This window comes from Massilia sp. YIM B02769, from assembly GCF_030411995.1.
Classification (GTDB): Bacteria; Pseudomonadota; Gammaproteobacteria; order Burkholderiales; family Burkholderiaceae_D; genus Telluria.
The window spans coordinates 34,985-51,999 of record NZ_JASNRC010000003.1; the positions used below are offsets into that span (position 1 = coordinate 34,985).

Annotated in this window: 13 protein-coding genes and 1 tRNA gene; 10 read left to right on the forward strand and 4 right to left on the reverse strand. The window is 66.5% G+C overall.

Annotation, left to right across the window (positions count from 1 at the left end):
• The first annotated feature begins 216 nt into the window (after nt 1–216).
• From QPK31_RS05255 to QPK31_RS05275, 5 genes are all read left to right on the forward strand, one after another.
• The gene (locus QPK31_RS05255) at nt 217–2,370 is read left to right on the forward strand and encodes an HDOD domain-containing protein (RefSeq protein WP_290421897.1); all 2,154 of its coding nucleotides are present in this window, start codon (nt 217–219) and stop codon (nt 2,368–2,370) included.
• Nucleotides 2,371–2,409: 39 nt separating this feature from the next.
• Nucleotides 2,410–4,656, forward strand: a complete 2,247-nt coding sequence (locus QPK31_RS05260; RefSeq protein WP_290421898.1) for a bifunctional diguanylate cyclase/phosphodiesterase — start codon at nt 2,410–2,412, stop codon at nt 4,654–4,656.
• Between the two features lie 19 nt (nt 4,657–4,675).
• Nucleotides 4,676–6,253, forward strand: coding sequence for a tetratricopeptide repeat protein (locus tag QPK31_RS05265; protein ID WP_290421899.1), 1,578 nt, complete (start codon nt 4,676–4,678; stop codon nt 6,251–6,253).
• 92 nt (nt 6,254–6,345) lie between these two features.
• On the forward strand, nt 6,346–7,578 hold the full coding sequence (locus QPK31_RS05270; RefSeq protein WP_290421900.1) for a putative DNA modification/repair radical SAM protein: 1,233 nt from the start codon (nt 6,346–6,348) through the stop codon (nt 7,576–7,578).
• Entirely contained in the window at nt 7,575–9,053 is a 1,479-nt protein-coding gene (locus QPK31_RS05275) for a UdgX family uracil-DNA binding protein (RefSeq protein WP_290421901.1), read from the forward strand. The genes QPK31_RS05270 and QPK31_RS05275 overlap by 4 nt, the downstream gene beginning before the upstream one ends.
• Before the next feature lie 91 nt (nt 9,054–9,144).
• Here the strand turns inward: QPK31_RS05275 and QPK31_RS05280 are convergent, their stop codons facing one another.
• Entirely contained in the window at nt 9,145–10,347 is a 1,203-nt protein-coding gene (locus QPK31_RS05280) for a flagella assembly protein FlgT middle domain-containing protein (protein WP_290421902.1), read from the reverse strand.
• A complete protein-coding gene (locus QPK31_RS05285) occupies nt 10,334–10,894 on the reverse strand; it encodes an LPP20 family lipoprotein (protein ID WP_290421903.1) in 561 nt (186 codons plus the stop codon). Before QPK31_RS05285 ends, QPK31_RS05280 begins: the two co-directional genes overlap by 14 nt.
• Before the next feature lie 263 nt (nt 10,895–11,157).
• On the opposite strand from QPK31_RS05285, the gene QPK31_RS05290 reads away from it, so the two are divergent.
• The 3 genes from QPK31_RS05290 (at nt 11,158) to QPK31_RS05300 (ending at nt 13,578) form a co-directional block, all read left to right on the forward strand.
• On the forward strand, nt 11,158–12,192 hold the full coding sequence (locus QPK31_RS05290; protein WP_290421904.1) for a TraB/GumN family protein: 1,035 nt from the start codon (nt 11,158–11,160) through the stop codon (nt 12,190–12,192).
• Nucleotides 12,193–12,366: 174 nt separating this feature from the next.
• Nucleotides 12,367–13,449, forward strand: coding sequence for a sugar-transfer associated ATP-grasp domain-containing protein (locus tag QPK31_RS05295; protein WP_290421905.1), 1,083 nt, complete (start codon nt 12,367–12,369; stop codon nt 13,447–13,449).
• Between the two features lie 55 nt (nt 13,450–13,504).
• Nucleotides 13,505–13,578 (forward strand) — tRNA-Gly (locus QPK31_RS05300).
• Nucleotides 13,579–13,589: 11 nt separating this feature from the next.
• Here the strand turns inward: QPK31_RS05300 and QPK31_RS05305 are convergent.
• Nucleotides 13,590–13,916, reverse strand: coding sequence for a hypothetical protein (locus QPK31_RS05305; RefSeq protein ID WP_290421906.1), 327 nt, complete (start codon nt 13,914–13,916; stop codon nt 13,590–13,592).
• A gap of 177 nt (nt 13,917–14,093) precedes the next feature.
• Here QPK31_RS05305 and QPK31_RS05310 point away from each other — a divergent pair, with 177 nt between their 5' ends.
• Nucleotides 14,094–15,038, forward strand: coding sequence for an aldo/keto reductase (locus tag QPK31_RS05310; protein ID WP_290421907.1), 945 nt, complete (start codon nt 14,094–14,096; stop codon nt 15,036–15,038).
• A gap of 10 nt (nt 15,039–15,048) precedes the next feature.
• On the forward strand, nt 15,049–15,753 hold the full coding sequence (locus tag QPK31_RS05315) for a DUF6064 family protein (protein WP_290421908.1): 705 nt from the start codon (nt 15,049–15,051) through the stop codon (nt 15,751–15,753).
• Here the strand turns inward: QPK31_RS05315 and QPK31_RS05320 are convergent.
• Complete coding sequence (locus tag QPK31_RS05320; RefSeq protein WP_308633690.1) at nt 15,743–16,864, reverse strand: M14 family metallopeptidase; 1,122 nt, start codon at nt 16,862–16,864, stop codon at nt 15,743–15,745. The genes QPK31_RS05315 and QPK31_RS05320 overlap by 11 nt on opposite strands.
• Between the last annotated feature and the right edge of the window lie 151 nt (nt 16,865–17,015).

Sequence of the window (17,015 nt, forward strand, 5' to 3'; positions counted from 1 at the left end):
AAATTGTCTGTGTGTACACGAATGTTCGTGAAAAAGATCACACTTTTAACAGAAAGTATTGTTCCCGATCAGAAATGTATATATGCTAAGACCCTTATTTTTCTGCGAAATAGCATAAAAAGAACATCCAGTTCTAACGATACATAAATGTCATGTCGTGGTAGCTCAGGGATGGAGCGCCACCCTAAAACCTTCGTGGCGTCCTCGAGCGAGACCATGCACCAACCAGACCAGGATATTCGCAATCGCCTGCTCGTTGCCAGGCTGCCGGCGATGCCGCAGATTCTCGTCAAGCTGCTCGGGCACCTGCAGGCCGACGACCTGGGCATGCAGGAACTCGCGGCCCTGATCGCCAAGGACGCCGGCATGACCGGCAAGCTGCTGGCCGTCGCCAACAGCTCGGCCTACCACCGCGGCAGCCGCGCCGCCAACCTGGAGCAGTCGCTGGCTTCGCTCGGCACCGACATGATCAAGACCCTGGTCATCAGCGACTCCGTCTTCCAGACCTTCAACAACTTCCCGCATTCCGGCAGCACCGACCTGCGCGCCTTCTGGAAGCATTCGCTGGCCGCCGCCGTCATCGCGCGCGACGTCGCCCGCCGCATGGATTATCCGCACCTGGAAGAGGCCTACCTGGCCGGCCTGCTGCACAACGTCGGGCGCCTGGCCCTGCTCGCCACCGCGCCGAAGGAATACGCCTTCAACTTCACCGCGCTCGACGACGAAGACCTGTGCGCGGTCGAGCAGCGCACCCTGCAGATCACCCATACCGAAGCGGGCGCCTGGCTGATCGAGCGCTGGCAGCTCGACTCCTTCCTGGCCGACGCCGTGCTGTACCACCACGAGTCGAGCGAGCGCCTGGAGTCGGCCCATCCGCTGATCCGCATCGTGCGCCTGGCGCACCTGATGTCCGCGCATCCCGGCGACACGGCGGCGCTGGACGAAGGCGCGCTGCTGTGCGGCCTGGAGCCGGGCGAGGTCGGCGAGATGCTCGCCGCCGCCGCGCGCCAGGTCGACAAGGCCGCCGTCCACCTCGGCATCGACCTCGCCGGCGCCGACGATATCCCGGCGCCACCGGCGTATGCCGCGCCGGTGGTCGACCCGGTCCAGCAGCGCCTGTCGGAAGAAGTGCGCAACCTGGTGCTGGTGTCCGAGGTCGGCCAGACCTTCGCGCGCCAGGAAGGCGAGAGCGCGCTGCTCGAATCGATGACGCGCAGCGCGCGCATCCTGTTCGACTTCGACAACACCGTGATCCTGCTCGAAAACCCGACCGGCCAGCTGCTGGTGGGGGCGCCGGGCATCGCCACCGCGCGCATCGCCGAATTCGCGATCCCGCTGGCCAAGGGCGGCCCGATCGCCGCGGCCGCGCTGGCGCGCCGTCCGGCCTACCTGCAGCGCGGCGGCGATACCCTCGGCCTGCCCGAGGAACAGCTGCTGCGCATGCTCGGCACCGAGGGCCTGGTCTGCCTGCCGCTGGTGTCCGGCGCGCGCTGCCTGGGCGTGCTGGTGGGCGGCGTGGCGTCGTGGCAGCTGGCGGCCTGCCAGAAGCGCGAGCGCTTCCTGCAATCGTTCGGCACGCAAGCCGCCACCGCGCTGGAAAGCGCCTTGCAGGAACGCCTGAACGCGCGCCGCCAGGTGGCCAGCGTGGCCGACGAATACCGCGAAGCCTCGCGCCGCGTGCTGCACGAAGTGAACAACCCGCTCTCGATCATCAAGAACTACCTGAGTGTCCTCGACAGCAAGCTGGAACGCCAGGAACCGGTGGCCAGCGAGATGTCGGTGCTGAACGAAGAGATCGACCGCGTCGGCCAGCTGATCGGGTCGCTCGCCGACATCAAGCCGCTCGAGGCCGGCCCGCGCCCGACCGACGCCGTGAAAGTGGCCGAGGATGTGGTGCGCCTGTTCCGCGCCGGCCAGTTCGTGCCCGCCAACGTGCAGATCAGCACCGCGCTGCACGACGACGCGCGCCTGGTCGAGGGCGACGCCGACACGCTCAAGCAGATCCTGGTGAACCTGGTGAAGAACGCGGTCGAGGCCCTGGCGGAAAGCGGCGGCGGGCGCATCGAAATCGCCAACCGCGGCCACGTGCACCGCGAGCGCCGCCTCTACCTGGAGCTGAGCGTGTCCGACACCGGTCCGGGCCTGGCGCCCGAGGTGATGGCGAATTTGTTCGCCGCCGTGAAGAGCACCAAGGACGGCGCCCACCGCGGCATCGGCCTGTCGATCGTGCACGGCCTGGTGAAAAAACTGAACGGCCATATCGCCTGCCGCAGCGGCAGGACCGGCACCGCATTCGAAATCCTGCTGCCGGCGTGGTCCGGCGCCAGCGCCGCGCCGGCCCTGCCTGCGCGCGCCCTGGGTTCTGTATAAGGTAAGACCAACGTGTACTCAGCCAGCGCAAGTTCAGCCATGTTCGGAGATGCAGAGGGCCAGGCCGGCTCGGTTGCCAGCTTCGATGCCGGAGGCGAGATCCAGCTCGAGCCGCGCCTGCTGCTGGTGGACGACGAGCCGCGCCTGCTCGCCTCGCTCTACGAGCTGCTGCGCGGCCGCGGCTACCATCTCACCACCGCCAGCTCGGGCAGCGAAGCGATCGCCCACCTGTCGTCGCAGCGCTTCGACCTGGTGCTGCTGGACCTGCGCCTGCCCGACATCGGCGGCCACGAGATCATGGACTTCATCAACGCGCGCGGCATCGATGCCGACGTGATCGTGATGAGCGGGGAAGTGGGCATCGACGCCGCCATCGGCGCCCTCAAGCGCGGCGCCTACGACTATCTGCGCAAGCCCTACGCCCGGGAGGAGCTGCTGAAGACGGTCGGTAACGCGCTGGAGCAGCGCCGCCTGGCGAATGCGAACGCGCACATCGCCAACCAGCTGGAAAACTCGGAGAAGATGTACCGCTACCTGGTCGACAGCTCGCCGGACATCATCTATACGCTGAACCACGAAGGGCGCTTCACCTTCGTCAACGACCGCGCGTACCAGCTGTTGGGATTCTCGCGCGATGAACTGATCGGCAAGCACTATTCGATCCTGGTGCACGACGAAGACCTGGAACGCGCGCGCTACGTGTTCAACGAGCGCCGCGTCGACGAACGCGCCTCGCGCAACGTCGAGCTGCGTTTGAAGTGCCGCGGCGCCACGGGTAAACTGAGTAACGCCGGCGACCGCACCTTCAACAACACCCTGATGACGATCTCGCTGAACTCGATCGGCATGCACGTGCCCGACCAGGACGTCAAGAAACTCGAGTTCTTCGGCACCTATGGCGTGGCGCGCGACATCACCGACCGCAAGCGCGCGGAAGAGGTGATTTCCTACCAGGCCTACCACGACATCCTGACCGACCTGCCGAACCGCATCCTGTTCAAGGACCGCCTGGGCCTGGCCGTGATCCAGGCCAAGCGCAAGCAGACGGAATTGGCGGTGATGTTCATCGACCTGGACCGCTTCAAGCTGGTGAACGACACCCTCGGCCACGTGAAGGGCGACGAACTGCTGCAGCAGGCCGCGGTGCGCCTGAAGGAATGCCTGCGCAAGGGCGACACCCTGGCGCGCCAGGGCGGCGACGAATTCACCATCGTGCTGCCGGAACTGCGCGACCGCGACGACGCGCGCATGGTGGCGGATAAATTCCTGGAAAGCCTGCACCGCCCCTTCGACCTGGATGGCCACGAAGTTCACATCTCGGCCTCGATCGGCATCGCCATCTACCCGGGCGACGGCGAATCGATCGACGAGCTGCTGCGCCACGCCGACATCGCGATGTACCAGGTCAAGGCCCTGGGCAAGAACGGCCACAGCTTCTACCACGACTCGATGCTCGACGTGTCGCACCAGAAGATCGCGCTGGAACAGGCGCTGCGCCGCGCGCTCGAGCACAACGAGCTCGAGATGTACTACCAGCCGCAGCTCGACGCGGCGACGGGCCGCATCGTCGGCGCCGAAGCGCTGATGCGCTGGAACCACCCGACCCGCGGCCTGCTGTCGGCCGGCGAATTCCTGCCGTTCGCCGAAGAGAACGGCCTGATGCTGCCCATCTCGGACTGGATGATCGGCGCCCTGTGCCGCGACATGCTGCAGTGGAACCTGGCCAGCGGCCAGGCGGTGCGCCTCTCCCTGAACCTGTCGCCGCAATACCTGGACCGCGGCGATTTCTTCGAAAAGATGCGCGGCGCCCTGGTGCGCTACGGGATTTCGCCGAGCCAGATCGAGGTCGAGATCACCGAGAACATCTGCATCCGCAACCCGCAATACGCGATCGAGCAGCTGAACAAGCTGTGCCAGCTGGGCGTATCGGTGGCGATCGACGACTTCGGCACCGGCTACTCGTCGCTGTCCTACCTGCACCGCTTCCCGATCCACACGATGAAGATCGACCAGTCGTTCGTGAAAGAGATCCACGACGAGAACGGACACTACCCGGTGATCCTGGCGATCATCTCGATCGCGCGCGGCCTCGGCCTGCACCTGATCGCCGAAGGCGTCGAGACCGAGGTGCAGGCCAACTACCTGAAGGCGAACGGCTGCGAGACCATGCAGGGCTATTTGTTCTACCGCCCGATCTCGCTGTCGAACTTCATCGGCGTGCTGCGCGCGCAGGCACCAAGCGCACCGGTAATCCCGGGTCCGGCGGTGCGCGTCGGCCGCGCCTGACGCCGGACTGCCTCCACCCATGAACCCCGCCACCGCCCCTGCCCAGGAACGCCACACGGCCGAATTCCTGCGCGTGAAGGGGTTGGCCGAGCGCGGCGTCGCCAGCGCCCAGCATAGCCTGGGCTTCATGTACGTGAACGGCCAGGGCGTGCCGCAGGACTACGAGCTGGCCGTGGGCTGGTACCGCCTGGCCGCCGCCGCCGGCCTGGAACAGGCCCAGTACAACCTCGGCGTGATGTACCAGAAGGGCCAGGGCGTGGCCCAGGACCACGGGCAGGCCCTGTACTGGTACGGCTGCGCGGCCGAACAGGGCTACGCGCCGGCCCAGTACAACCTGGGCTGGCTGTATGCCAAGGGGCAGGGCGCTCCGGCCGACGTGCACAAGGCCCTGCACTGGTTCCGCCAGGCGGCCGAACAGGGCGACGCCGGCGCCCAGCACAACCTGGGCCTGATGTACGAAGGCGGCAAGGGCATCGCCCCGGACCAGGATGCGGCATGGATGTGGTACCGGCGCGCGGCAGAAAACGGCTATGCGCGCGCCCAGTTCGCGCTTGCCCTGCGCTACGACAGCGGCCAGGCGGGTTTGGGAACGGAACGCGATCCGGCCCAGGCGCTGGACTGGATGCGCCGCGCCGCCAGCCAGGGCCATGCGCCGGCCCAGTTCAACCTCGGCCTGCGCTACGACAAGGGCCAGGACGTGCAGCAGGACAGCGCCCAGGCGGTGCATTGGTACACCCGCGCCGCCGAGCAGGGCCACCTGAGCTCGCAGTTCAACCTGGCGCTGGTCTACGACAGCGGCCATGGCGTGGCGCGCGACGAAGAGGCGGCGCTGAAGTGGTACCGGCTGGCGGCCGAAGGCGGCCACGCCGGCGCCCAGGACAACCTCGGCCTGCGCTACGAACACGGCCAGGGCCTGGCGCGCGACGCCGGCCTGGCCGCGCACTGGTACCGCAAGGCGGGCGAGCAGGGCTTGCCGGCGGCGCAATACCACCTCGGCCAGCTGTTCGATGCGGGGCAGGGCGTGGAGCGCGATCCGGAAGCGGCGGCAAGCTGGTTCCTGAAGGCCGCCGAGCAGGGCCACCTGCGCGCCCAGTTCGACCTCGGCCTGCGCTTCGAGGCCGGCAACGGCGTGCCCCAGGATGCGGCGCGCGCCCTCGACTGGTACCGGCGCGCCGCCGCGCAGGGTTATGCGCCGGCCCAGCACATGGTCGGCACCCTGCTCGACCGCGAGGAACGGGGCGACCCGCGCGAGGCGGCCGAGTGGTACCGCAAGGCCGCCGAGCAGGGCCACGCGCTGGCCCAGTTCGCGCTGGCGCTGCGCTACGACAGCGCCCATGGCGTCGAGCGCGACTACGAGGCCGCCCACTTCTGGTACCTGTGCGCCGCGCGCCAGGGCCATGCGCGCGCCCAGTTCAACCTCGGCGTGATGGCGGCCGCCGGGCAGGGCACCGAGCGCGACCCGGTCCAGGCCTACGGCTGGCTGCACCGCGCGGCGGCGGGCGGGATTCCGGCGGCGGCGCCTTATCTGAAACGCATCGCGGCGCGCATGGCGCCGGTGCAGCTGGCGCAGGCGCAGGTGTACACCGAAGGGCCGTAGACTTCCCGACCTGTTGTGCCCCAACCTCATGCGCGCGCCACGCGCAACGCGACTGGTATATACTGTACATCCATACAGCTCCACCTTTCGCGATGGAACTTACCGACAAGCTCGAAATCCTGGCGGATGCCGCCAAGTACGACGCCTCCTGCGCCAGCAGCGGCGCCCCCAAGCGCGCATCCGACAGCAACGGCGACGGCATCGGCGCCACCACCGGCATGGGCATCTGCCACAGCTACACGCCCGACGGCCGCTGCGTCTCGCTGCTGAAGATCCTGCTCACCAACTTCTGCGTTTACGACTGCCAGTACTGCGTCAACCGGCGCAGCTCGAACGTGCCGCGCGCCCGTTTCTCGGTCGAGGAAGTAGTCAAGCTCACCCACGACTTTTACCTGCGCAACTACATCGACGGGCTGTTCCTCAGCTCGGGCATCATCCAGTCCAGCGACTACACGATGGAGCAGCTGGTCGAGGTGGCGCGCCAGCTGCGCGAAGTGCACAAGTTCCGCGGCTATATCCACCTGAAAACCATTCCCGACGCCGACCCGGCTTTGATCGCCAAGGCCGGCCGCTATGCCGACCGCCTGTCGGTGAACATCGAGCTGCCCACGCACGACAGCGTCACGCGCCTGGCGCCGGAAAAGAACGTCCACACCATCAAGCTGGCGATGGGCTCAATCCGTCGCAAGCTCGACGAAAAGGCCGAGGAACCGAAGGCGCCCGCCTTCGCGCCGGCCGGCCAGAGCACGCAGATGATCGTCGGCGCCGACGCCAGCGACGACCACACCATCCTGAACACGGCCGAAACCCTGTACGGCAGCTATAAACTCAAGCGCGTGTATTACTCGGCCTTCAGCCCGATTCCGCAGAGTCCGAAGAGCGTGCCGCTGGCGCCGCCGCCGCTGATGCGCGAGCACCGCCTGTACCAGGCCGATTTCCTGCTGCGCGGCTACGGTTTCACGGCCGGCGAAATCATCCCGCAGTCGGGCAACCTGGCGCTCGACGTCGACCCGAAGCTGGCCTGGGCGCTGGCCAACCGCGAACACTTCCCGATGGACCTGAACCGGGCCGACGCCGAGATGATCGCGCGCATTCCCGGCATCGGCCTGCGCAACGCCAAGCGCATCGTCGAGCTGCGCCGCCTGCGCCGGGTGCGCTGGGAAGACCTGTCGCGCCTGCGCTGCAGCATGAAAAAGGTGGCGCCCTTCGTCATCACGGCCGACTACAAGCCGGCCCAAGGACAGTCCAGTTCCCACCTGCTGAGGCGCCACCTGGCCGACGCCTCGCAGCAGATGAATTTGTGGCCGGAACTGCAGGCGGCATGAGCGCGGCCGCAGCGCTCGCCGCCGGCCAGCCGCTGCTGGTATCGCACTTCGCCGAGTGGCGCGAAGCGGCGCGCGATTTGCTGGTCCATGCCGTTCCGCCCGAACTCGTCACCTGGAGCCAGCCCGGCGCCGTCGACCTGTTCTCGGGTGCGCCGGCGCCGGCCGAGCCTGCGCATAATGCTTCCATCCGTCTGGATCAGGCCCGACCCGCGCCGCATGTGCCGCGCTCGCTGATGGACATGCTGCAGACCGCGGCCTGCTGCCGCATGCCGGACCGCTGGGCTTTCCTGTACCGCGTGATCTGGCGCTGGACCCAGGGCGAGCACGACGTGCAGTCCGCCGCCGACGCCGACGGCGCGCGCCTGCACGCGATGGTGAAAGCGGTGCACCGCGAGGAGCACGACATGCATGCCTACATCCGTTTCCGCGAACGTCCCGAAGCCGCCGGGCCGCCGCGTTTCGTCGCCTGGTTCGAGCCGCGCCACGACGTGCTGCCCCAGGTGGCCGAACACTTCGTCAGCCGCATGGGCAAGGTCAGCTGGATGATCGCCACGCCCGACGCCAGCGTGCTGTGGGACGGCGCCACCCTGCACAACACGGGGCCGCTGATGAGCAGCGCGGCCGATCTCGACGACGCCGGCGAAGCGCTCTGGCTCACCTATTACCGCAGCATCTTCAACCCGGCGCGCCTGAACACCCAGGTCATGCAAAGCCACATCCCCTCGCGCTTCTGGAAGAACCTGCCGGAAGGCGCGATCGTGCCGCAGATGGTGACGAATGCGGCGCTGGGCGAACGCCGCACCGGCCAGGCCCAGGCGGTGGGCCGCAAGGGCGGCGCCACCATCCCCATCGCCCCGGCCGACGCCCAGCCCGAGCGCCAGCAACCGTCCAAGCTGGACGAATGCCGGCGCTGCGAGCTGTGGCAGTACGCCACCCAGGCCGTGCCCGGCGAGGGGCCGAAGCGTTCGCAGATCATGCTGGTCGGCGAGCAGCCGGGCGACCAGGAAGACCTGGCCGGCCACGCCTTTGTCGGGCCGGCCGGCAAGCTGCTCGATAAAGTGTTCGATGCCGCCGGCGTCGCGCGCCGGGAGCTGTACCTGACCAACGCCGTGAAGCACTTCAAATGGGAACCGCGCGGCAAGCGCCGCCTGCACAAGACCCCGGCCCAGCGCGAAGTCGAGGCTTGCCACTACTGGCTGGAGAAGGAGCTGGCGGCGGTGAAGCCGAAGGTGATCGTGGCGCTCGGCAGCACGGCGCTGAAGTCGGTGCTGGGCACGGGGAACGTGACGCTGAAGGACACGCTGGGCAAGCCGATCCGGCACGACGGCAGGTGGGTGGTGACGGTCTACCACCCCTCGTACATCCTGCGCGTGCCCGACGAGAATGCGAAGCAGCAGGCGTTCAAGGTGATGGTCGATGGCCTGAAGCTGGCGCAGGAACTGCTGGAGCGCCCGCCGGAAGAACCGCCGGCGTAGAGCGTGTGAAGAAATCGTCAGCTCGTAGGGTGGGTTCTCGAACCCACCGCATGATTATCCGGCGCAGCATCGGTGGGTACGAGTACCCACCCTACGGCCCCACCGCCACGTCGAAGCGCACGAGGTCCCCGGCACTGACCTGCTTCGCCGCCGATGCCGGCTCGATCTTCCCGATCGCAAACCCCGGCTGCACCTGCACGATCGACACGGTGCCGAGCGGCGCTTCCACCGTCCCCAGCGGCACCAGCGGATCGTTGCCATACACCTGCTGGCGCGCGTCCGAGCGGTACAGCACCAGCTGGTCGCCCGGCGTCACCGACGAGGTGCTGCCGGCATCGATGAAGATCCGCTCGCCCTGCACCTGCACCACCTTGGCCATGAAGGGCAGCGGCGCGATGTCCTGGGCGATCTGGGCGATCCCCTCGTCGAGCGCACGCAGGATGGCGCCGCCAAAAGGCGTGGCCGCGAAGCTGGCGCTGCCGAAAGGCTTGTCGCGGCCGATGCGGCGTTCGCCCACGCCCTCGGCCACCACGGTACGGCGCGCCACCAGCGCCCCGCTCAAACCGTCGTGCACGTAGAAGGCGATCTCGATGCGGCGCGCATCCTTCTTGAGCAGGCCGTAATAGGCCGGCTTGCCGAAATTGCCGGCATCGACGATCTCGCCCGAGATCACGAACTGGCTCTCGTAGAGGGCGGCAAGGCGGCGCACCGCGGCGGTGTCGGATGCCGGCCCGACCGTGCCCGGCGAAATCACGTACGGGCTGTCCTTGCCGAGGAACTTGCCGGTCTCGCTCATGCGGCGCAGTAGTTCCTGGGGCAGGCGGGTGGCGATGTTGTCGATGTCGTCGAGCTGGGGCGAGCGGCGCACGTGGAAAGGCGTGACGACGATCTTCTTGCGGTAGGCGAGATTGACGTTGCCGCGCGGGCGCGCTTCTTCTTCCTTGACGGCCACGCGCACGTGCAGCAGCTGGCCGGTCTGCCATTCGCGCACGATCTTGTAGTTGTCGAATTCGGCGCCCGGCTGGACGCGGCTGCTGTCCAGGGTCTTGCCCGCTGGTTTGGTGCCGCCGGCGCTGGCGACGTCGACGCGGGCCGCGCTGCGCAGGCCCAACTGTTCGAGGGCGTCGCGGATCGCCAACTGGCGCGCACGCGCCGTGCCGCCTTCGTCGATCAGGGCGACGCCTTCGGCTTCGGCCGGGGCGGCCTGGGCAGGAGCATGGAATGCAAACAGCAGCGCCAGTAGCAGCGCCAACGCAGCGCTGCCGAGCAGGCGGGATGCCTTATTGCTGGGCATGGTAGAACGACGCGCCGTAAGCAGCGCCGGGACCGGCGTTGCCCACCAGGCTGCGGGCGTTCCTGGCCACGGCGGGCTGGGCGGAAGCGTGTTCCTGGGCTGGGGCCTGCATCTGCGGTGCATTGGTGTCGAAATCCATCTCCACGGTGGTCTCGTAGCTGCCGTCCTCGCGCTGGGCGACATTGGTCACGCGCGCGCCACGGATGAAAGCGTCAATATACACCTTGAAACTGTCGTCCTTCAGGGCCAGCGAGCCAACCGTGCTGCCGCCTTCGACGCGCACGCCATACACCTGCTCGGCCATGGCGCGGTAGGCGTCCAGACGCGCGGCGCGCATGGCCAGCAGTTTGCGCTGGGCCGGCGAGATGCGGTCGCATTCGCCCTGGCAAAGGGTGGTGTTGACCGCACCGTAGCCGGTGGCGGTCAGGGTGACGATGGCGGGCGCGGCGTGGGCTGCCGGCTGTGGCGCCCGGGTGGGCATGCGCACCGTGCCGCATGCGGTCAGCAGCGTGGAAGCGGCGAGGGCGAGAGCAACGACGAATTTCATGTCAGGTCCGTAGAGTGTTCGGTGCGCGTCGAGCGCGCTGTCTTCATGGGTAACGGATGCGCTCGCCGTATCTTGATGGCGTTGGGAAATATTTGTACCGAAAAGTCGCAAAATCGGTCATGACTCGACCATCCGAGACGATTCCTGATCAAGCTGGCATCGGAAGAGATATCAACTATGCATATGCTTCTTGTAACATCTTGTTTCTTGCTTATATCCCTTGATCGCATGACAATGCCTTCAGTCAACTCAAGAGGGATGTCATGTTCAAACGCGCTTTACCCGCCCTGACCCTGTGTTTCCTGACCTTGCCGGCGCTGGCCCAGACCGCGCCGGTGGCCGACGCGCCAACACCCGCCGCCGATACCGCGCCGGCCGCTGAAGCGGGAGAGCCGCTGCCGCAGACCGTCCTGGTGTCGGGCCAGCGTCCCGGGCCCGGCTTGTGGAAGGTATCGAAAGGCGAGCATGTGATGTGGGTGTTCGGCGCCTACGATTCCCTGCCCAAGAGCATCGAATGGCGCTCGCGGGATGCCGAGCGCAAGATCGCGCAGTCGCAGGAATACCTGGGCGGACCGGGAATGGGCGTTGGCGTCGGCTGGAGCGCCGTGACCGCCTTGCCCTTCATGGTCGGCTTCAAGAAGAATCCCGACGGCGTCACCCTGAAGGACTTGCTGACGCCCGAGATGTATGCGCGCTGGGAGCCGTTGAAACAGAAATATTTCGCCAAGGACGACGACATCGAGCGCGAGCGCCCGGTGTTCGTGGCCCAGGAACTGTATCGCCGGGCGATGGCCGAGGCCGGCCTGGCCAGGGGGCCGGAGCCGCGTGAAGTGCTGGGCAAGCTGGCCGAGAAGCACAACATCAAGTTCACCCCGACGCGGGTCCAGGTCCAGGTGAAGGAGCCGGTCAAGACGGTGCGCGAGTTCAAGAAGGCCGTGATGGAAGATGTCCCTTGCCTGGTTGCCACCATGAACAGCCTGGGGGCCGAGGTCGAGGCGATCCGCGTCCGTGCGAATGCCTGGGCCGTCGGCGAGCTCGACGCCATCGAAAAACTGAATTTCGACGAGCGCGAAACCGCCTGCACCAACGCTTTCCTCAGCAGCGCGATCACCAGGCTGCAGCCGGAAATCCTCACGGCGAAACAACGTTCCATGGACAACTGGATGGCCGCGGCCGAGAAAGCGCTGGAGAACAACACCAGCACCTTTACCGTATTGAGTATGCGCGAAGTCCTCTCGCCGCAAGGCGCGCTGGCGAAACTAAAGGCAAAAGGCTATACGGTCGAGAAGCCGAACTGAGCGGCTTCCTGGCAGGCGGGCGTAATGTGGGCCGATGCTGTGGCCGATCCGCCGCGCGCACGCCTGCCGTGCACTGAAATTATTGCTATTGCGATATTATTGCTGTGGCTGCCAGGCGGGTAGATGTTCGCCGAGGCCGCGTCCACGACATATTCAGTGTAAAAGGCCAGAGCAATGAACCTATCCCGCGTCGCCGAGACGATCTCGAATTACGCGCGCGCCGAAATGTACGCGTTGTCCTCGATCCGCAAGCTGTCGGACGTGCACCTGATCTGGGGTCCGATCTACGCGCGCTCGGCCTACGGCATCGGGGCCAAGGACTTTTCGCTGTACCGCCTGGCCAGTACACCGAAGCACGCCTGGTCCGATTACCTGATCAACGAGCCATTGAAGGCGCAATACGCGGCCTTCACGTCGAAGGAAGCGCGCCAGCTTGCGGACGACAAGTCGCGCTTCTTCGAACACTGCCACGCCCACGGCATCCGCACCATCCCGATCCTGGGCATGGTAACGTCGCTGCCGGCGGACGGCGGCATCATCCCGCACCTGTATTCGACCGAGGACCTGGCGCGCGTGCTGGTGCCGGGCGACTATTTCTTCAAGCCGAGCAACGGCTCGCACGGGAACGGCACCTTTTCGCTGCGCGTCGAGGGCGCCACCCTGCACTGGGCGGGCCGCAGCGGTTCCTTCGAAGAATTCTTCGCGTATTGCCGCGCCGCGCTGAAGCATACGCGGGCGCTGATCGTGCAGCCGAAGATGGTCAACCACCAGACGATCCGCAACATTACCCAAGCCAGGGGCTTGTCGACGGTGCGCATCGTTACGGTGCGCAAGGGCAGCGAGATCAAGGTGATCGGCTCCTGCCTGCGTATCATCGTCGGCGACAGCGAAACCGATAATTTTACCCACGGCTCGAGCGGCAACCTGGTCGGCGCCATCGATTCCGATACGGGCGAGCTGATCGGCGTACGTGCCTCGGTATCGCGCACCTGGCCGAAGATGACCGACGTGCTGGCCCACCCGCGCACCGGCAAGACCATCGTCGGCGTGAAGCTGCCTTACTGGCAGGATGTGGTGGAACTGGTGACGCAGGCGCATCAGTCGATCGACAATTTGTACACCGTCGGCTGGGACGTGGCGATCACCGACCATGGGCCGGTGATTGTCGAGGCCAACTGGCGCTACGACATCGACATCCTGCAGGTGGCCTACAAGAAGGGTTACCGCCAGGTGATCGCCGACAACCTGACGGTGTGAAGCCGGGCCTGTAAAGTTGTCAATGCGCGGCAAACGCGCGTAGAATGCTGGCAACGCGGGTGTAGTTCAATGGTAGAACGGCAGCTTCCCAAGCTTCATACGAGGGTTCGATTCCCTTCACCCGCTCCACGACCGCTTCATCATCGCGCCGCTTTCTGGCGCAGCCAATCCGTGCTTCGGTGGAAACCACTGTGGGCCGGACCGAAAAATACCCCGCTGGGCAATCCTTGCAATGCACACCGCGCTCGCGCCAGCGCCATGCTGGCGTCGTGGCTGCTGCCTTCGGTTCCGATGAAGCGGATGCGCGGATGGCTGCCGGCAATCGTCAGCAACTGTTTCTGGCGCGGCGCCAGGAGGCTCGCTCCGGCCAGGCCCGGGTCTGCAATGACGCGCGGCTGGATTGCCGGCGGCTTGCCCTTGAAACGTATCCTGAGCATCAAGGACTGCGGAAGAGAAGTAGTGTCCATGCGAAAGCCTTTCGGTCAAGCTGGGCCAGGCCCAAACGATGATTTTTTACTATTCTAGTGGAGCTGCCACAGAGAGGCCGTTCAGCTTGCCCTAAGCGTGCGCCCCTTGAGCGCGGGAATGAATTGTGATGACATGGCAGCTCTGCTGGTCCATGCCGAACCTTGCCGGAGCGCGCCATGTCATTGCCGTCTTTCGAACGCAGACGCTTGCTGCAAGCCATGCTTGCCGCCGGCGGCTGTTCGCTCGCTCCACCATTGCTGGCGCAGCAGCCGCCCCCGAAGTCACCCCTGCAGCAGACACTCCTGACGCGTCCGATTCCCTCGTCCGGCGAACAGCTCCCCGTCGTCGGCCTGGGCAGCTGGATCACCTTCAACGTCGGCAACGACGCCCAGGCGCGCGCCGCCTGCACCGAGGTCGTCAAGGCCTTTTTCGCCGCCGGCGGCCGCCTGATCGATTCGTCTCCCATGTATGGCTCGGCCCAGTCGGTGATCGGCGACGCGCTCGCCCGGCTCGGGCACCCGAAACCGCTGTTTGCCGCCGACAAGGTCTGGACCAACAGCGGTGGCCCGGCCCAGATCGACACCTCGCGCAAGCTGTGGCGCATCCCGCGTTTCGACCTGCTGCAAGTGCATAACCTGCTGGCCTGGGAAGACCACCTGCCGCTGCTGCTGCGCATGAAGGCGACGAATCGCCTGCGCTACGTCGGCATCACGACCTCGGAAGGGCGGCGCCATGGCGAGATCGTCAAGCTGATGGAAAGCCAGCCGCTCGACTTCGTGCAGGTCAGCTACAACGTGCTCGACCGCGAAGTGGAAAACCGCATCCTGCCGCTGGCGCGCGAGCGGCGCATCGCCGTGATCGTCAACCGGCCCTTCCGCCAGGGCGATTTGACGCAGAGCCTGGCAGGCAAGCCGCTGCCGGGATGGGCAGCGGAGATCGGCTGCACCAGCTGGGCGCAGATCCTGCTGAAATTCATCGTCTCGCACCCGGACGTCACCTGCGCGATTCCCGCCACCTCGAACCCGCGCCACGCAACAGAGAACATGCTGGCCGCGCGCGGGCCGCTGCCGGACCAGAACCTGCGCCGGCGCATCGTCGCCGACGTGCAAAAGCTGACCTAGAGACACCGACATGAGCGAATGGTGGACCTATACCCTGTCGGACCTGCTGATGTTTTCCAGGCCCACCTATTTCCGCCTGTTCGCGCTACTGAACGAGGCGGTGTGGCCGGCGCACCTGATCGCCATCCTGGTCGGGCTGACGCTGGTGGCAGCCATCCTGCGCGGCGCGGGCAAGGCCGGGCGCCTGGCGGCGGCGCTGCTCGCCGTTTGCTGGCTGTGGGTGGCCTGGACTTACCACGCCCAGCGCTATGCCGGCATCAACCTGGCGGCGCCGTATTTTGCGATGGGCTTCGCGCTGCAAACCGTGCTGCTGTGCTGGCTGGCCACGCACCGGCGCGCACCGGCCATCGCTTCCTGGCGCGGGCCGCTGGGCGGCCTGGCGTTTGCGCTGGTGCTGGCGGGCTTGCTGCTGTATCCGCTGTTGGCCGCCTTCGACGGGCGCCCCTGGCAACAGGCGGAAGTGTTCGGCATCGCGCCCGACCCCACCGTGGCGGCCACGCTCGGCATGCTGCTGCTGTGGCGCGCGCCTCCGTTCCTGTGGATCGTGCCGCTGCTGTGGTGCGCCGTCAGCGGCGCCACCCTGATGGAACTGCGGTCGCCGCAAGCCTGGGTCTTGCCGGGAATCGGCCTGCTGGCGCTGGCGGCGATGTTCATCGCGCGCCTGCGCATGCGGCCGCTGCCGCGCCAGCACCAGCACACCTCGTCTACTGGCTGAGCAGGCTGCCGGTGCGGAAGCCCGTGTCGCCGGCGATCTTGCAAACGTGCATGCCGCGCAACAGGTGGCGGTGCGCCGTGCTGGCAAAGAACACGCCGGCGCGCGTTGGTTTTACAGGCGTCACCTGGCCCGTCACCGGGTTGACGATCTCGGCCACGGTTTCCTCGGCCTGCACCCGGTCGCCGAGCTGCTTCAGGAATACCAGCACGCCCGAATGCGGCGCAAACAGGGGTTCGACGGCATCGAGCGGCGTCGGCTTGCAGATCGGCTCCGGCAGCGGTTCCAGCGGGATATCGAGCACGCCGGCACGCGCCAGGTATTGCAGCAGGGCCTGGGCATCCGGCTGGGCCAGCTCGTAGCGCACGTCGTTTTCGCCGCGCAGCTCGACGGTGATCGCGACGCAGGCCGGCGGAATGGCGACGTCCGGACCGAAGTGCTCGGCCAGGTCCCACCACAGGCGGCTGCAGGCTTCGTCGAAGGGCTCGCCGCCCGACTCGCGCGCCAGCAGCACGGCGTGGGCGCCCATCAGCGCGGCCAGCGGCTGGGCGGCCTCGGCCAGCGGTTCGCCGGCGTACATGTGCAGCACCGATTCGTTGTCGCAGTGCAGGTCGAGCATGATGTCGGCATCGATCGCCATCGACAGCAGGGCTTTCTTCAATACGCCGCCGGCGGTGGAGGGCGCCCATTCCGCGAGCGAGTTGCGCGCGTGTTCGCGGATCAGGGCGACATTCGCGTCGGCATCCTGGCCCAGCTTGCCTTCCAGCGATTGTTTCAGGTCTTGCGCCACGTGCTTGTAGGCGCGGTTGAAATTCACCCCGGTCGACAGGTCGTAGCGGCCGAAAGGCGTGCCGTGGATGGTCTGCGACAGGCCGATGGGGTTGGCTGCCGGCACCAGGATGATTTCGCCTTTGATGCGGCCCTCGGCTTCCAGGCGGTCGAGCTCCTGGCGCAGGAAGTGGGCGACCAGCATGGCCGGTACTTCGTCGGCGTGCAGCGAGGCCTGGATATACACCTTCTTGCCGCTGCCGGGCTGGCCGTAATGGAAGGAGGTGAGCTGGAAAGTGGCGACGTTGTCTTCGATCGCGATCGGGTGTTTGGTCGAATGCATCATGGCCTCGGAAGGAGCTGAACGGGAGAAATATTATCGCGCAAATTGTCTTTATGATCACACGACTATGCGGCGCAGCAACAGTTTCATGAACATGTTGTGGCGGTAATGACGGCAGGACGGTAGGCTATAATGTGCGCCGTTTCTGTCCTCC

Excerpts from the sequence above, each read along its gene's own strand:
- QPK31_RS05255 (WP_290421897.1), top strand. The coding sequence starts at position 217 with ATGCACCAACCAGACCAGGATATTCGCAATCGCCTGCTCGTTGCCAGG.
- QPK31_RS05260 (WP_290421898.1), top strand. The coding sequence starts at position 2,410 with ATGTTCGGAGATGCAGAGGGCCAGGCCGGCTCGGTTGCCAGCTTCGAT.
- QPK31_RS05265 (WP_290421899.1), top strand. The coding sequence starts at position 4,676 with ATGAACCCCGCCACCGCCCCTGCCCAGGAACGCCACACGGCCGAATTC.
- QPK31_RS05270 (WP_290421900.1), top strand. The coding sequence starts at position 6,346 with ATGGAACTTACCGACAAGCTCGAAATCCTGGCGGATGCCGCCAAGTAC.
- QPK31_RS05275 (WP_290421901.1), top strand. The coding sequence starts at position 7,575 with ATGAGCGCGGCCGCAGCGCTCGCCGCCGGCCAGCCGCTGCTGGTATCG.
- QPK31_RS05280 (WP_290421902.1), bottom strand. The coding sequence starts at position 10,347 with ATGCCCAGCAATAAGGCATCCCGCCTGCTCGGCAGCGCTGCGTTGGCG.
- QPK31_RS05285 (WP_290421903.1), bottom strand. The coding sequence starts at position 10,894 with ATGAAATTCGTCGTTGCTCTCGCCCTCGCCGCTTCCACGCTGCTGACC.
- QPK31_RS05290 (WP_290421904.1), top strand. The coding sequence starts at position 11,158 with ATGTTCAAACGCGCTTTACCCGCCCTGACCCTGTGTTTCCTGACCTTG.
- QPK31_RS05295 (WP_290421905.1), top strand. The coding sequence starts at position 12,367 with ATGAACCTATCCCGCGTCGCCGAGACGATCTCGAATTACGCGCGCGCC.
- QPK31_RS05305 (WP_290421906.1), bottom strand. The coding sequence starts at position 13,916 with ATGGACACTACTTCTCTTCCGCAGTCCTTGATGCTCAGGATACGTTTC.
- QPK31_RS05310 (WP_290421907.1), top strand. The coding sequence starts at position 14,094 with ATGTCATTGCCGTCTTTCGAACGCAGACGCTTGCTGCAAGCCATGCTT.
- QPK31_RS05315 (WP_290421908.1), top strand. The coding sequence starts at position 15,049 with ATGAGCGAATGGTGGACCTATACCCTGTCGGACCTGCTGATGTTTTCC.
- QPK31_RS05320 (WP_308633690.1), bottom strand. The coding sequence starts at position 16,864 with ATGATGCATTCGACCAAACACCCGATCGCGATCGAAGACAACGTCGCC.